General features: G+C 68.9%; 12 protein-coding genes. 9 read left to right on the top strand and 3 right to left on the bottom strand.

Annotated elements, in window-relative coordinates:
- Positions 1-35: 35 nt before the first annotated feature.
- The 5 genes from ACY0MJ_RS05935 (at position 36) to ACY0MJ_RS05915 (ending at position 7,213) form a co-directional block, all read left to right on the top strand.
- The gene (locus ACY0MJ_RS05935; RefSeq protein WP_462637406.1) at positions 36-1,925 is read left to right on the top strand and encodes a putative bifunctional diguanylate cyclase/phosphodiesterase; all 1,890 of its coding nucleotides are present in this window, start codon (positions 36-38) and stop codon (positions 1,923-1,925) included.
- A 99-nt stretch (positions 1,926-2,024) separates the two neighbouring features.
- Positions 2,025-3,848 carry an FAD-dependent oxidoreductase gene (locus tag ACY0MJ_RS05930; protein WP_462637405.1) on the top strand — a complete coding sequence of 608 codons (1,824 nt, stop codon included), beginning with the start codon at positions 2,025-2,027 and terminating at the stop codon, positions 3,846-3,848.
- Positions 3,845-5,668: a 2-oxoacid:acceptor oxidoreductase subunit alpha gene (locus ACY0MJ_RS05925; RefSeq protein ID WP_462637404.1), complete on the top strand. Its 1,824-nt coding sequence runs from the start codon at positions 3,845-3,847 to the stop codon at positions 5,666-5,668. Before ACY0MJ_RS05930 ends, ACY0MJ_RS05925 begins: the two co-directional genes overlap by 4 nt.
- Positions 5,665-6,720, top strand: coding sequence for a 2-oxoacid:ferredoxin oxidoreductase subunit beta (locus tag ACY0MJ_RS05920; protein WP_462637403.1), 1,056 nt, complete (start codon positions 5,665-5,667; stop codon positions 6,718-6,720). Before ACY0MJ_RS05925 ends, ACY0MJ_RS05920 begins: the two co-directional genes overlap by 4 nt.
- Positions 6,721-6,772: 52 nt before the next feature.
- Positions 6,773-7,213, top strand: coding sequence for a CBS domain-containing protein (locus ACY0MJ_RS05915; protein WP_462637402.1), 441 nt, complete (start codon positions 6,773-6,775; stop codon positions 7,211-7,213).
- On the opposite strand, the gene ACY0MJ_RS05910 is transcribed toward ACY0MJ_RS05915, so the two are convergent.
- Positions 7,210-7,800, bottom strand: a complete 591-nt coding sequence (locus ACY0MJ_RS05910) for an RnfABCDGE type electron transport complex subunit B (protein ID WP_462637401.1) — start codon at positions 7,798-7,800, stop codon at positions 7,210-7,212. The genes ACY0MJ_RS05915 and ACY0MJ_RS05910 overlap by 4 nt on opposite strands.
- Positions 7,797-9,101, bottom strand: coding sequence for a polyhydroxyalkanoate depolymerase (locus ACY0MJ_RS05905; RefSeq protein ID WP_462637400.1), 1,305 nt, complete (start codon positions 9,099-9,101; stop codon positions 7,797-7,799). Before ACY0MJ_RS05905 ends, ACY0MJ_RS05910 begins: the two co-directional genes overlap by 4 nt.
- Before the next feature lie 137 nt (positions 9,102-9,238).
- On the opposite strand from ACY0MJ_RS05905, the gene ygiD reads away from it, so the two are divergent.
- Positions 9,239-10,147, top strand: a complete 909-nt coding sequence (gene ygiD / locus ACY0MJ_RS05900; RefSeq protein WP_462637399.1) for a 4,5-DOPA-extradiol-dioxygenase — start codon at positions 9,239-9,241, stop codon at positions 10,145-10,147.
- 3 nt (positions 10,148-10,150) lie between these two features.
- On the opposite strand, the gene ACY0MJ_RS05895 is transcribed toward ygiD, so the two are convergent.
- A complete protein-coding gene (locus tag ACY0MJ_RS05895) occupies positions 10,151-11,347 on the bottom strand; it encodes an amino acid aminotransferase (protein ID WP_462637398.1) in 1,197 nt (398 codons plus the stop codon).
- Between the two features lie 95 nt (positions 11,348-11,442).
- Between ACY0MJ_RS05895 and uvrB the strand changes: the two genes are divergently transcribed.
- The 3 genes from uvrB to iscR all read left to right on the top strand — a co-directional run bounded on the left by uvrB (position 11,443) and on the right by iscR (position 14,956).
- On the top strand, positions 11,443-13,554 hold the full coding sequence (gene uvrB, locus ACY0MJ_RS05890; protein WP_462637397.1) for an excinuclease ABC subunit UvrB: 2,112 nt from the start codon (positions 11,443-11,445) through the stop codon (positions 13,552-13,554).
- A 185-nt stretch (positions 13,555-13,739) separates the two neighbouring features.
- The gene (locus tag ACY0MJ_RS05885; RefSeq protein ID WP_462637396.1) at positions 13,740-14,231 is read left to right on the top strand and encodes a low molecular weight protein-tyrosine-phosphatase; all 492 of its coding nucleotides are present in this window, start codon (positions 13,740-13,742) and stop codon (positions 14,229-14,231) included.
- 191 nt (positions 14,232-14,422) lie between these two features.
- Positions 14,423-14,956 (top strand): Fe-S cluster assembly transcriptional regulator IscR, encoded by a 534-nt coding sequence (iscR, locus tag ACY0MJ_RS05880; RefSeq protein ID WP_462637395.1) that lies wholly within the window; start codon positions 14,423-14,425, stop codon positions 14,954-14,956.
- Positions 14,957-14,970: the final 14 nt, after the last annotated feature.

Here is a 14,970-nt window from a genome sequence, read left to right as displayed (position 1 = left end):
CGATGACGGAACGGGACTCGAGGCCGGGGGAAGCGATGCAGCAGGATGACAGCGGTTTCGAGCGCGAGACGCTCATCAGCGCACCGACGGTGTTCGCGCCCGGCGAGGACCGGCTGAGCGAGCAGGACCTGCGCGCGCTGTCGCCGCAGCAGATGCTGTGGCGCCATCGCTCGGTGACGGGGCTGTCGAAGGCGTTGATCATGATGGTCGACGACGAGATGCTGAACATCGAGATGACGCAGGCCTTCCTGGCGGAAGCGGGCTACCGTCGTTTCGTGCACACCGACCAGCCCGAGCAGGCCGTCGCCATGATGCGCAGCCAGCCGCCCGGCGTGCTGCTGCTGGACCTGAGCATGCCACGCGTGGGCGGCCTCGACATCCTGGCGGCCCTGCGCGACGACGCGCAGCTGCGCCATGTCCCGGTGATCGTGCTCACCAGCAGCACCGACCCCCAGGTCAAGCTCAAGGCCCTGGCGTTGGGCGCCATGGACTTCCTTTCCAAGCCGGTGGACCCCAGCGAGCTGGGCCTGCGCATCCGCAACACCCTGGCCGCGAGCGCCTACCGCGAGTACCTGGGCCAGCACGACGCGCTCACGGGCCTGCCGAACAAGCAACGCTACCGCGAGGCGGTGGCGGAAGCGCTGAAGGCGGCGCAGGCGGGCGGCAACGACGGCGCGCTGCTGCACGTGGGCGTCGATGCGCTGGGCCGCATCAATGACGCCCTGGGCCGCACCGTGGGCGACCAGCTGCTGCAGCGCATCGCCAAGCGCCTGGCCAGCTGCGTGCAGACCGAGGCCGGCGGCGAGCTCGCGTCCGAGCAGGCCGATCCCACGCTCTACCGCTTCGACGGCGACGAGTTCGCGATCGTCGTGCCCTTCATGGACGGCGTGCACAGCGCCGCCGCGTTCATCAGCAAGCTGCTGGAGGACTCCACCATCAGCTACCAGCGCCCGGACCTGCCGGAGGTGTTCCTCACCTGCAGCGTGGGCGTGTCGGTGTTCCCCACCGACGGCGTGGACCCGGACGTGCTGATCCGCAACGCGGGCCTGGCGCTGCGCCATGCCAAGCAGGCCGGGCCGCACCGCTACGAGTTCTTCTCGCCGCGCTTCAACGAGCAGGCGCAAAGCCGGCTGGACTTGAGCGCCGAACTGCGGCACGCCGTCGGCCGCGACGAGATCGAGCTGCTGTACGAGCCGGTGGTGGAGCTCGCCACCGGGCGGGTCGTCGGCGCGCAGACGGTGGTGCGCTGGAAGCACGCCTCCGGCCGCGTCATCGAGGGCGACGAGCTGATGGAGCTGGCGGGCAGCTCCGAGATGGACGTCGCGCTGACCGAGTGGGTGTTCGAGCAGATGCACGTCAACGTGCGCAACTGGCGCGGCGCCGGCCTGCAGCCGGTGCCCGTCGGCGTCCAGGCCTCGCTCGCCCACATGCGGCCCAGCGACCTGGGCCACCTGGCCAGCGCCGCGATGGCCGGCGGCATGGATCCGCGCCACCTCACGCTGGAACTGCTGCACGCCGGCGCGCTCGATGCGCTGGGGCCGAAGGAGGCCACCGTGCTGTCCGGGCTGCGCAAGCGCGGCGTGCGCCTGTCCATGGTGCGCTTCGGCGCCAGCGCCTCGGTGGCGAGCCTGCGCCGGCTGATGTGCGACGAGATCAAGATCGACGCCTCCTTCATGCACGACCTGGAGCGCGACCCGGCGGCGCAGGCCATGCTGCTGGGGATGGGCGACCTCGCCCGGCGCCTGCGCCTGAACTTCGTCGCATGCGGCGTCGACACCGCGGCGCAGCTCGCCTTCCTCCGGAAGAACGGCTGGGACCAGGGGCAGGGCCGCCTGTTCGGCGAGCCGATGACGGGACTGGCCTTCGCCGCGAAGTGGCTCACGCGCGGCGGCAAGGCGCAACGGTCGGCCCTGCCGGAAGGCTGATTCCGCCAGCCTAGTGGAATCCACCGAGTCCCGCTGCGGGCCCGGGCGGCGTAGACTGGACCGCGGCCCATGGCGGCCATCCGCGTTCAGGAGGGCTTCTTGCAGCCGACGAACATCGCCGACCCGGCGTATTTCCACAAGGTGGTGGACTGCCAGTGGGCCTGTCCCGCGCACACCCCGGTTCCCGAATACATCCGACTGATCGCGCAGCGCCGCTACGGCGACGCGTACATGGTCAACTGGGTGTCCAACGTCTTCCCGGGCATCCTGGGCCGCACCTGCGACCGCCCCTGCGAGCCGGCCTGCCGGCGCGGGCGGGTCGAGCAGAACAATGGCGGCGACCCGGAACCGGTGGCGATCTGCCGGCTCAAGCGCGTGGCCGCCGACATGAAGGAGGACGTGCGCGGGCGCATGCCGCAGCGCGCGCCCCGCAACGGGCTGCGCGTGGCCTGCGTCGGCGCCGGACCGTCCTCGCTGACGGTCGCGCGCGACCTGGCCCCGCTGGGCTACGAGGTCACCGTCTTCGAGGGCGAGGCGCGCCCCGGCGGCTTCATGCGCACGCAGGTGCCGCGCTTCCGCCTGCCCGAGGAGATCATCGACGAGGAGTGCGGCTACATCCTGGACCTCGGCGTGGAGTTCGTCGCCGGCCGCCGCATCGAGTCGATGCGCGCGCTGATGGGAGAGGGCTACGACGCGATCTTCGTGGGCTGCGGCGCCCCGCGCGGGCGCGACCTCGACCTGCCGGGACGGCGCGAGGCGGCGGCGCAGATCCACATCGGCATCGACTGGCTGGCTTCCGTGTCCTTCGGGCACGTGGACAGCGTCGGCCGGCGCGTCATCGTCCTCGGGGGCGGCAACACCGCGATGGACTGCTGCCGCTCCGCCCGCCGCCTGGGCGGCGAGGACGTCAAGGTGATCGTGCGCAGCGGCTTCGAGGAGATGAAGGCCTCGCCCTGGGAGAAGGAGGATGCCATGCACGAGGGCATCCCCATCATCAACTTCCACGTGCCCAAGGCCTTCGTGCACGAGGCCGGGCGCCTGACCGGCATGCTGTTCGAGGTGGTGCGCGCCGAGTACGACGCGCAGGGCCGCCGCACGCTGGTGCCCACGGGCGAGCCCGATCCCTTCTTCCCGTGCGACGAGGTGCTGATCGCCGTCGGCCAGGAGAACGCCTTCCCCTGGATCGAGCGCGAGACCGGCATCGTGTTCGACCGCTGGGGGCTGCCGCAGCTGGACCCGCTGACCTTCCAGTCCACCGTGCCCAACGTGTTCTTCGGCGGCGACGCGGCGCTGGGCCCCAAGAACATCATCACGGCGGTGGCGCACGGCCACGAGGCCGCGATCTCGATCGACCGCCTGCTGCACGGCGAGGATCCCCGCGCGCGTCCCGCGCCCACGGTCAACCTGCTGTCGCAGAAGATGGGCATCCACGAGTGGAGCTACGACAACCAGACCTCGCTGGACGCGCGCTTCCGCGTGCCCTGGGCCAAGGCGGAACAGGCGCTGGCCAGCATCCGGGTGGAGGTGGAGCTGGGCTTCGACGCGCCCACCGCCTTCCGCGAGGCGCAGCGCTGCCTCAACTGCGACGTGCAGACCGTGTTCAACCAGGCGACCTGCATCGAGTGCGACGCCTGCGTGGACATCTGCCCGATGGACTGCATCAGCTTCACGCCGCCGGGCGAGGAGGCGGACCTGAGGCAGCGGCTGAAGGCGCCGGCGCTGAACCTCGCGCAGGACCTGTACGTCTCCGGCCAGCTCAAGACGGGCCGCGTGATGGTGAAGGACGAGGACGTCTGCCTGCACTGCGGCCTGTGCGCCGAGCGCTGCCCCACGGGCGCCTGGGACATGCAGAAGTTCCTGTTCAAGACCGCGATGGCCGGGCAGCGCCAGCCGGCGGCGCAACGCAGGGAGGCCCTCGCATGAGCCGCATCGAAGCCGTCAACGACTTCGTCGTCAAGTTCGCCAACGTCAACGGCTCGGGCTCCGCCTCGGCCAACGAGCTGTTCGCCAAGTCCATCCTGCGCATGGGCGTGCCGGTGAGCCCGCGCAACATCTTCCCGAGCAACATCCAGGGCCTGCCGACCTGGTACGAGGTGCGCGTGAACGAGCAGGGCTGGCTGGGGCGGCGCGGCGGCGTGGACCTGATGGTCGCCATGAACCCGCAGACCTGGGACGCCGACGTCGCGGAGCTGGCGCCGGGCGGCTACCTGTTCTACGACAACACGCGGCCGCTGCCCCCGGCGGCCTTCCGAGACGACGTGCACGTGATCGGGATGCCGCTCACCGAGATCTGCAACGCGGTCTACTCCGACCCGCGCCAGCGCCAGCTGTTCAAGAACATCGTGTACGTCGGCGCGCTGTCGGTGCTGCTGGAGATCGACCCGGCGGAGATCGAGAAGCTGTTCGGCGAGCAGTACCGCGGCAAGGAGAAGCTGCTGGCCTCCAACGTGCAGGCCCTGCACCTCGGGCGCGAGTTCGCGCACGAGCACCTGCAGTGGCCGCTGGGCATCCGCGTGCAGCGCGCCGACCGCGTCGGCAGCCGCATCTTCGTCGATGGCAACAGCGCCGCGGCGCTGGGCTGCGTCTATGGGGGCGCGACCGTCGCGGCCTGGTACCCGATCACGCCTTCGTCCTCGGTGGCGGAAGCCTTCCAGCGCTACTGCGGGAAGTTCCGCGTCGACCCGGACACGGGCCAGAACCGCTACGCGATCGTGCAGGCCGAGGACGAGATCGCCTCCATCGGCATGGTGGTCGGCGCCGGCTGGAATGGCGCACGCGCCTTCACCGCCACGTCGGGCCCGGGCATTTCGCTGATGACCGAGTTCATCGGCCTGGCCTACTTCGCCGAGATCCCGGTGACCATCATCGACGTGCAGCGCGGGGGCCCCTCCACCGGGATGCCCACGCGCACGCAGCAGGCGGACATCCTGGCCTGCGCCTACGCCTCGCACGGCGACACCAAGCACGTGCTGCTGTTCCCGGAGGATCCCCACGAGTGCTTCGAGCACGCGGCGCGGGCGCTGGACCTCGCCGACCGCCTGCAGACGCCGGTGTTCGTGATGACCGACCTCGACATCGGCATGAACCAGCGCCTGTGCCGCCCGTTCGAGTGGAAGGAAGGCGCCGCGTACGACCGCGGCAAGGTCATGAGCGCGGAGGAGCTGGAAGCCGGCAAGGACTTCGGCCGCTACAAGGACGTGGACGGCGACGGCATCCCCTGGCGCACGCTTCCCGGCACCCACCCGACGCGCGGCTCCTACTTCACCCGCGGCACCAGCCGCGACCCCTACGCGCGCTACTCCGAGCGCGGGCCGGACTACCTGTACAACATGGAGCGGCTGCTGCAGAAGTCGCGCACGGCGGCGACGCTGCTGCCGCAGCCGGTGCTGCGCAACGCGGATGCGGAGACGCCCCTGGGCGTCATCTACTACGGCTCCACCAGCCCGGCGATGGAGGAGGCGCTGGCGCTGCTCGCGGCCGAGGGCGTCCACCTCGATGCTCTGCGGCTGCGCGGCTTTCCCTTCGCCGACAGCGTGGCGGACTTCATCGCCAAGCACGAGCGGGTGTTCGTCGTCGAGCAGAACCGCGACGCCCAGATGCGCACGCTGCTGGTGAACGAGCTGGAGATCGCCCCCGCGCGGCTGGTGAAGGTGCTGCACTACGACGGCACGCCGATCACCGCCCGCTTCATCACCCAGGCCATCGCCGCGCACGCGCAGGCGCTGCGGGAGAACGTCGAATGACCTACATCGCGAAGCCCAGGCTGCACCACCCGACGCTGGAGAAGAACAACGTCGGCTACACGCGGCGCGACTACGAGGGCAAGATCTCCACGCTGTGCGCCGGCTGCGGCCACGACTCGATCTCGGCGGCCATCATCCAGGCCTGCTGGGAGCTGGACATCGAGCCGCACCGTGTCGCCAAGCTCTCCGGCATCGGCTGCAGCTCGAAGACGCCCGACTACTTCCTGGGCGCCTCGCACGGCTTCAACACCGTGCACGGCCGCATGCCCTCGGTGCTGACCGGCGCCAACCTGGCCAACCGCGAGCTGCTGTACCTGGGCGTCTCGGGCGACGGCGACTCCGCCTCCATCGGCCTGGGCCAGTTCGCCCATGCGATGCGGCGCGGCGTGCGCATGGCCTACATCGTGGAGAACAACGGCGTCTACGGCCTCACCAAGGGCCAGTTCTCCGCCACCGCCGACAGCGGCAGCAAGAGCAAGAAGGGCGTGGTCAACAGCGACAGCCCGGTGGACCTGGTCGGCATGGCGCTGCAGCTGGGCGCCACCTACGTCGGGCGCGGCTTCTCCGGCAACAAGGCGCAGCTGGTGCCCCTGATCAAGGGCGCCATGGCGCACGGCGGCGCCGCCTTCATCGACGTGATCAGCCCCTGCGTGGCCTTCAACAACCACCCGGGCAGCACCAAGAGCTACGACTACGTGCGCGAGCACAACGAGGCGGTGAGCCGCATCGACTTCATCAGCCCGCGCGAGGAGATCACGGCCCAGGCCGCGCCGGGCGAGGTGGTGGACGTGCGCCAGCACGACGGCACGCTGCTGCGCCTGCGCAGCCTGCACCCGGACTACGACCCCACCGACCGCTACGCCGCCATGGCCTACATGCACGCGCACCAGGCCCGCGGCGAGATCGCGACCGGGCTGCTGTACGTCGACCCGCTCGCCACGGACCTGCACACCGCGCTGAACACCAGCGCCCGGCCGCTCAACGCCCTGGACGCCGGGGACCTGTGCCCGGGGACTGGCGCGCTGGCGAAGATCAACGCATCATTGCGCTGAAGCGAATCCAGGCACAGGGAGGCCGCCGTAGTCCACCGCGAAGGAGGGCGCCATGGCCGAACGCACCGTTTTCCAGTCCGTCCCCAACAAGCACGTGCTGAGCCTGGGGCCGCAGGCGAGCGTCTGGGACGCCGCCTGCGTGATGACGCGGGCCAACTGCGGCAGCATCCTGGTGATGGAGCCGCCCGACCGGCTGCTGGGCATCGTCACCGAGCGCGACCTGATGACCCGCGTGCTGGCCCGCGCGCTCGACCCGAAGCGCACCAGCCTGCAGCAGGTGATGACGCCGCAGCCGCAGTGCGTGGCGCCCGAGACGCGCGTGTCGGACGCCGTGGTGATCATGCTGGAGCGCGGCTTCCGCCACCTGCCGATCGTCGGGCCGGAACGCAAGGTCCTGGGCGTGTTCTCCATCCGCGACGCGCTGCCGCGCGAGATCGGCAACGCGCTGAGCCAGGCGGAGTTCAACGAGCAGGTGAACGACGCGCTGGGCTAGGAGCGGCGGGCCCGCGCGCGGGCCAGGGCCGCCTCGATGACCGACATCTTGTTCGCCGGTGCCGCGGTTTCCGCCGCGGGTTGCACGGCTTCGCCTGCCTTGCGCGCCTTCCGCGCCTCGTAGCGCGCCAGCGCCTCGTCCGCCTGCGGCTGCGACCACGCATCCCAGCCGGTGCGCTCCCCGCTCGCGTTCTCCAGCGCGATGCAGTCCACGGGGCAGACCGGCACGCACAGCTCGCAGCCGGTGCAGTACGCCTCGATCACCGTGTGCATGCGCTTGTTGCCGCCGACGATCGCGTCGGTGGGGCAGGCGTCCAGGCACAGCGTGCAGCCGATGCACCAGGCTTCGTCGATCACGGCGAGCTGGCGCGGAGCTTCGATACCGTTTTCCGGATTCAGCGGCAACGCGGGCCGGCCGGTGATCTCCGCCAGCCGCACGACGCCCTGCGCGCCGCCCGGCGGGCACTGGTTGACCTGCGCTTCCCCGGCCGCGATGGCCTCGGCGTAGCCCGCGCAATCGGGATAGCCGCAGCGCGTGCACTGGGTCTGGGGCAGGGCGGCGTGCAGGCGCGCCGCCAGCGGGTTCACGTGCGGCGGGCGCGCGCCGGCTTCGCCGCGGGCGCCGGCTCGTTGAACTGCCGGATGAAGTCGCGCACCTGGGGATAGACGACCTCGCGCCAGCGCCGGCCGCTGAAGATGCCGTAGTGGCCGGCGCCCTTCACCTCCAGGTGCTTCTGGCGCGCCTTGGGCACGCCGGTGCACAGCGCGTGCGCGGCCTCGGTCTGGCCGCTGCCGGAGATGTCGTCCAGCTCGCCCTCGATCGTGAAGTGGGCCGTGGTGCGGATGTCCTGCGGGCGCACGCGTTCCAGCTCGCCTTCGGGGTTGCGGACTTCCCAGGTGCCGTGCACCAGGCGGAATTCCTGGAACACCACGCGGATCGTGTCGAGGTAGTAGTCGGCGTCCATGTCCAGGACGGCGTTGTACTCGTCGTAGAACTTGCGGTGCGCCTCGGCCGAAGCGTCGTCGCCCGCCATCAGGTGCTTGAAGTAGTCGTAGTGGCTGGAGACATGGCGGTCGGGGTTCATCGCCACGAAGCCCGAATGCTGCAGGAAGCCGGGATACACCCGGCGCCCGGCACCCGGGAAGCTGGGCGGCACCGGGTAGATCACGTTGTTCTCGAACCAGGCGTAGCTCTTGTTCATCGCCAGGTTGTTCACCGCGGTCGGCGATTTCCGCGCGTCGATCGGGCCGCCCATCATGGTCATGCTCAGGGGCGTGGTCTCGCCGCGGCTGGCCATCAGCGACACGGCCGCCAGCACCGGCACGGTCGGCTGGCAGACGCTGATCACGTGGCAGTTGCCGTGCTCCTTCTGCAGGGCGCGGATGAAGTCTTCGATGTAGTTGACGTAGTCGTCGAGGTGGAAGGGTCCCTGGTCCACCGGGACCATGCGGGCGTTGCGCCAGTCCGTGATGTAGACCTTGTGGTCGCCCAGCATGGACCGCACCGTATCGCGCAGCAGCGTCGCGTAGTGGCCGGACAGCGGCGCCACCACCAGAACGGCCGGCTGCCCGAGCAGCGTTTGCAGGGTCCTGGGGTTGTCCGAGAAGCGCTTGAACCGGCGCAGCTCGCAGAAGGGCTTGTCGACCACGACGCGCTCGTGCACGGCGACGTCCACGCCCTCGACGGCGACGGTCTTGATGCCGAACTCCGGCTTCTCGTAGTCCTTGCCCAGCCGGTAGAGCAGGTCGTAGCCGGCGGACAGGCGCTGCGCCAGCGGCAGCTGCGCGAAGGGGGAGAGCGGATTGCTGTAGAGCTTGGACGCCGCCTGCGCGAAGTCGGCGAACGGCTCCATCAGGGAGCGCTGCGCCTCGTAGATCTGGTAGAGCATGGCGTGGTCCTTGTTGTTGCAGTGCAATATATCAGGGCGCGAGCCGCATGGCACAAGGGAAAAGTACGGATGAGCCAAGGATTTGGCGTTCGTGCCAGACTCCGCACCGGCCGCGGGGCGGCCACGAGATGGAAACGATGAAACGACGCAACTGGATTGCCGCCGCCGGCGCGGCGATCGCCGGAGGGAGCCTGATGACGAACGATGACGGCGCGGCGCTGGCCGCGGCCGCCGGCCTGCGGTCGCTCGCGAAGAGCCCGCGCCTGCCTGTGCTGTTCCTGGGCCATGGCAGCCCGATGAACGCGATCGAGGACAACGCGTTCCGCCGCAGTTGGCAGGCGCTGGGCGCCGAGTTCGGCAAGGCGTGGCCGAAGCCGCAGCTGATCCTGTGCGTCTCGGCGCACTGGATCACGCGCGGCTGGCACCTGACGGCGATGGCGAAGCCCAGGACGATCCACGATTTCGGCGGCTTTCCGCAGGCCTTGTTCGACCAGCAGTACCCCGCGCCCGGCGCGCCTGCCATCGCGCGGGAGATCGCCGCGGGCATCCGCGAGCCGAAGCTCGGGCTGGACGAGGAGGAGTGGGGCTACGACCACGGGACCTGGTCGGTGCTGAAGCCGATGTTCCCGGAAGCGGACATCCCGGTGATCCAGCTGAGCCTGGACTATGGGCGTCCGCCCTCGGAACACTTCGCGCTGGGAGAGCAGCTGCGATCGCTGCGCGAGCGCGGCGTGCTGGTCGTGGGCAGCGGCAACATCGTGCACAACCTGCGCGCGGTGCGCCGCGAGGCCAACGCGATGCAGGCCTATCCCTGGGCGTTCGAGTTCGACGCGAAGACGGCGTCCCTGCTGGAGCAGGGCAGGCTGGCGGAACTGGCGGATTTCCGGAAGCTGGGCGAGCTGGCGCAGCTCGCCCATCCCTCCTGCGACCACTACCTGCCGCTGTTGCACGCGGCCGGCGCGGCGCATCCCGGGGAGAAGATGCGCTTCTTCAACGACCGCTTCCAGGCGGCGTCGATCTCGATGCGGTCGGTGGTGTGGGGCTAGGCCTCAGACCACCTTCGCGATGCACTCCGCCACGTAGTCGATGTTCTTGCTGTTGAGGGCAGCCACGCAGATGCGGCCGCTCTCGATGCCGTACACGCCGAACTCGTTTCGCAGGCGGACCATCTGCTCCTTGGTCAGGCCGGAGTAGCTGAACATGCCGACCTGCTGCGTGATGAAGCTGAAGTCGCGCTGCACGCCGGCGGCCTTGAGCTTCTCGACCAGGGCACCTCGCATCTGCTTGATGCGCACGCGCATGGCGGCGAGCTCGTCTTCCCACAGCTTGCGCAGTTCCGGCGTGTTGAGGATGGTCGCCGCCACCTGGCCGCCGTGCGTGGGCGGGTTGCTGTAGTTCGTGCGGATCACGATCTTCAGCTGCGACAGCACGCGGCCGGCTTCCTCCTTGTCCTGGCACAGGACGGACAGGGCGCCCACGCGCTCGCCGTAGAGGCTGAGGCTCTTGGAGAAGGAGGTCGAGACGAAGAAGTTCTCGCCCGAGGCCAGGAATTTCTGCACGGCCTGGCCGTCCTCGGCCAGGCCCTGGGCGAAGCCCTGGTAGGCCATGTCCAGGAAGGCCACCAGCTTGCGCGCCTTGACGGCCGCGACCACCTGGTCCCACTGGGCGGGCGTGAGGTCGTAGCCGGTCGGGTTGTGGCAGCAGGCGTGCAGCACGACGATCGTGCCGGCCTCGGCCGTGTCGAGCGCGGTCAGCATGCCGTCGAAGTTGATCCCCCGCCTGGTCGCGTCGTAGTAGGGATAGGTCCCCACCTCGAAGCCGGCGTTGGTGAAGATGCCGCGGTGGTTCTCCCAGCTCGGGTCGCTGATCAGGACCTTCGCCTTGGGGTTGAGCTTCTTCAGGAAGTCCGCGCCGATCTTCAGGCCGCCGGTGCCGCCCAGGGCCTGGACGGTCGCCACCCGCGCGGCCTTGACCGGCTCGGAATCGGCCCCAAATACCAGGCTCTTGATCGCGGCGTCATAGGCCGCGATGCCATCGATCGGCAGGTAGCCGCGGGCCGCATGGGCGGCCATCATCTTCTCTTCCGCCTTCTGGACGCAGGCGAGCAGCGGCAGCTTGCCGTTGTCGTCGTAGTACACCCCCACGCCGAGGTTCACCTTCTTGGGGTTGGGGTCGGCGACAAACTGCTCGGTCAGGCCCAGGATCGGGTCGCGGGGCGCCATTTCGACGGCGGTGAAGAGGGACATGGGGTTCCTTGGGATGCGATGGCAAAGACGGCCGGCCTGTTGTACGCTGGCCGGCTGCCCGCAATTTTAATGGGGTCGACCCCGTAGTTACCCGAATGAGTGCAATCCCCCAGTCCGACGAGGCCCAGCAGCAGGATAAAAAGGGCACGTTCGTCACGTTCCCCGACTCCCCCTTCGAGCTGTTCCAGCCCTATCCGCCGGCGGGCGACCAGCCGCAGGCGATCGAGAAGCTGGTGGAAGGCGTGCAGGACGGCGAGGTCTTCCAGACCCTCCTGGGCGTGACCGGCTCCGGCAAGACCTTCACCATGGCCAACGTGATCGCCCGGCTCGGACGGCCGGCGATCGTGTTCGCGCCCAACAAGACGCTGGCGGCGCAGCTCTATAGCGAGTTCCGCGAGTTCTTCCCGAAGAACGCGGTGGAGTACTTCGTCAGCTACTACGACTACTACCAGCCGGAGGCCTACGTCCCCCAGCGCGACCTGTTCATCGAGAAGGACAGCTCGATCAACGAGCACATCGAACAGATGCGGCTGTCGGCCACCAAGAGCGTGCTGGAGCGGCGCGACACGGTGATCGTCGCGACGGTGTCGGCCATCTACGGCATCGGCGCCCCCGAGGACTACACGCAGATGCGCTTCATCATGCGGGTGGGCGACAGGATCGGCCAGCGCGACATCATCGGCCAGCTGATCCGCATGCAGTACAACCGCAACGAGCAGGACTTCGCCCGCGGCACCTTCCGCGTGCGCGGCGACACCATCGACATCTTCCCGGCGGAACACTCGGAACTGGCGATCCGCATCGAGCTGTTCGACGACGAGATCGAGTCGCTGCAGCTGTTCGACCCGCTCACCGGCCGCATCCGCCAGAAGGTGCCGCGCTTCACGGTCTATCCCTCCAGCCACTACGTGACGCCGCGCGAGAAGGTGGTGTCCGCCGTGGAGTCGATCAAGGAGGAGCTGAAGGAGCGCCTGGACTTCTTCGTGAAGGAAGGCAAGCTGGTCGAGGCGCAGCGCCTGGAGCAGCGCACCCGATTCGACCTGGAGATGCTCTCCGAGCTGGGGCACTGCAAGGGGATCGAGAACTACACGCGCCACCTCTCGGGCGCGCCGCCGGGAGCGCCGCCGTCGACGCTGACGGACTACCTGCCCAAGGACGCGCTGATGTTCCTGGACGAGAGCCACCAGATGATCGGCCAGCTGGGCGGCATGTACAACGGCGACCGCGCGCGCAAGCTGACGCTGGTGGAGTACGGCTTCCGGCTGCCGTCGGCGCTGGACAACCGGCCGCTCAAGTTCGAGGAGTTCGAGGCGCGCATGCGCCAGGTGATCTTCGTCTCCGCCACCCCGGCGGACTACGAGAAGACGCACGCCGGCCAGGTGGTGGAGCAGCTGGTGCGCCCCACCGGCCTGATCGACCCCGAGGTGGAAGTGCGCCCGGCGACGCACCAGGTCGACGACGTGCTGCAGGAGATCCGCATCCGCGTGGAGAAGAACGAGCGCGTGCTGATCACGACGCTGACCAAGCGGATGGCCGAGCAGCTGACCGACTACCTGAGCGACAACGGCGTGAAGGTTCGCTACCTGCACAGCGACGTGGACACGGTGGAGCGCGTCGAGATCATCCGCGACCTGCGCCTGGGCCAGTTCGACGTGCTGGTGGGCATCAACCTGCTGCGCGAGGGCCTGGACATCCCCGAGGTGTCGCTGGTGGCGATCCTCGACGCCGACAAGGAAGGCTTCCTGCGCGCCGAGCGCTCGCTGATCCAGACGATCGGCCGGGCGGCGCGCAACCTGAACGGCCGCGCGATCCTGTACGCCGACAACATGACCGACTCGATGAAGAAGGCCATCGGCGAGACGGAGCGGCGGCGCGAGAAGCAGATCGCGCACAACCTGGCGCACGGCATCACGCCGCGCAGCATCCAGAAGCAGATCCGCGACCTGATCGACGGCGTCTACAGCGAGAAGGCCAGCAAGGAGCAGGAGAAGCAGGAACTGCAGCGCGCGATGGTCGAGGACATGTCCGAGAAGGACATCTCGAAGAAGATCAAGCAGCTGGAGAAGCAGATGCTGGAGCACGCGCGGAACCTGGAGTTCGAGAAGGCTGCGCGGGTGCGGGACCAACTGGCGCTTCTCAAGGAGCAGGCGTTTGGGGCGTCGGTGCATGACAACGTGGTGCCGATCGACGCGGGGAAGAAGAAGTAGTCGGTGCCTTCGTCGTCCGGGCTTGGTTATCGGAGAGGTGCCCTCCGACCGGCCCGGGGCGGGGCTGCCCGTCCCTGCGAATGTCCCCCGTCGCGGCCTGCGCCTGCGGCTCGGCCGCTACCTCCTCCTTGATTTCGCCGGGACGGGCAGCCCCGCCCCGGGCCTTGACGTAGTTCCGCTCAAAGATGAAGACATACAACATCCTCATGGTCTGCACCGGCAACATCTGCCGCAGCCCCACCGCCGAATTCGTTCTGCGCCACAAACTCGGGCAAGCCGGACTGCAGGATCACGTCGGTGTTTCTTCGGCCGGAACGCATGACTATCACGTCGGCGCGCCAGCAGACGAGCGCAGCACCGAGCACGCCCGCAACCGCGGCTACGACCTGACGCCGCATCGGGCCCAACAGGTGAAGCCCGTTGACTTCGAGCGCTACGACCTCATCCTGGCGATGGACGGTGGCCACCTGGAACTGCTCGAGGACGACTGTCCGCCGCAGCACCGCCACAAGCTGAGGCGGTTCATGTCCTTCGCGCCCGCCGGCCTGCCGCGGGATGTGGCTGATCCGTATTACGGCGGCCGGCAGGGCTTCGAGCTGGTGCTCGACCACATCGAGGCGGCCTGTGAAGGCCTGCTGACGCATGTGCGGGCGGTGCTGCAGAGCGGAAAGACCTGAGTACCCGACGGCGGTGCGGGGTTTCTGGTATACTTGACGGAAACAGTCAGGAAACCCAGGAGAGAGTCCAACACTGCCGGGCGCGCGCTCGGTCCGAGGGCCGGCACCAAGCCGGAGCATGGGTGGAGACGGCCTGGCGCGGCAGGGTGCCGCGCAGGCAGGTAAAGCAAGCCAGCAACAAGGAGCTAGCGATGCGTCTCACGACCAAAGGCCGCTTTGCGGTCACCGCGATGATCGATTTGGCACTGCGCCAGAACAATGGCCCCGTCACCCTGGCGGCCATCAGCCAGCGCCAGCAGATCTCGCTGTCCTACCTGGAGCAGCTCTTCGGCAAGCTGCGCCGGCACGAACTCGTCGAATCCACCCGCGGCCCGGGCGGCGGGTACACGCTCGGCCGCAAGGCCGCCGAGATCACCGTCGCCGACATCATCGTGTCTGTGGACGAGCCGATCGACGCGACGCAGTGCGGCGGCAAGGAAAACTGCAACGACGGCGGCCGCTGCATGACGCACGAGCTGTGGTCGCAGCTGAACCAGCGCATGGTGGAGTTCCTGGATTCGGTCACGCTGCAGAAGCTGGTGGACGACCAGCTCGCCAAGGGCGTGCAGATCGAGGACAAGCCCATGCCCAAGCGCGCGATTTCCAGCGCCCCCGTGGTCAAGCCGATCCGCGTGAACGCGCCGAACTCGGTGTTCGCGCTCGGCAGCTCGATGGCCAAGCAATAACGAAAACACGACGC

Source organism: Ramlibacter sp. bp-362 (assembly GCF_054956735.1).
This window is presented reverse-complemented; position numbering and strand designations above follow the sequence as displayed.

Bases quoted from the DNA above. Each gene is read 5' to 3' on its own strand.
- ygiD (WP_462637399.1), top strand. From the start codon at position 9,239: ATGAAACGACGCAACTGGATTGCCGCCGCCGGCGCGGCGATCGCCGGA.
- uvrB (WP_462637397.1), top strand. From the start codon at position 11,443: ATGAGTGCAATCCCCCAGTCCGACGAGGCCCAGCAGCAGGATAAAAAG.
- iscR (WP_462637395.1), top strand. From the start codon at position 14,423: ATGCGTCTCACGACCAAAGGCCGCTTTGCGGTCACCGCGATGATCGAT.
- ACY0MJ_RS05905 (WP_462637400.1), bottom strand. From the start codon at position 9,101: ATGCTCTACCAGATCTACGAGGCGCAGCGCTCCCTGATGGAGCCGTTC.
- ACY0MJ_RS05920 (WP_462637403.1), top strand. From the start codon at position 5,665: ATGACCTACATCGCGAAGCCCAGGCTGCACCACCCGACGCTGGAGAAG.
- ACY0MJ_RS05935 (WP_462637406.1), top strand. From the start codon at position 36: ATGCAGCAGGATGACAGCGGTTTCGAGCGCGAGACGCTCATCAGCGCA.
- ACY0MJ_RS05925 (WP_462637404.1), top strand. From the start codon at position 3,845: ATGAGCCGCATCGAAGCCGTCAACGACTTCGTCGTCAAGTTCGCCAAC.
- ACY0MJ_RS05885 (WP_462637396.1), top strand. From the start codon at position 13,740: ATGAAGACATACAACATCCTCATGGTCTGCACCGGCAACATCTGCCGC.
- ACY0MJ_RS05915 (WP_462637402.1), top strand. From the start codon at position 6,773: ATGGCCGAACGCACCGTTTTCCAGTCCGTCCCCAACAAGCACGTGCTG.
- ACY0MJ_RS05895 (WP_462637398.1), bottom strand. From the start codon at position 11,347: ATGTCCCTCTTCACCGCCGTCGAAATGGCGCCCCGCGACCCGATCCTG.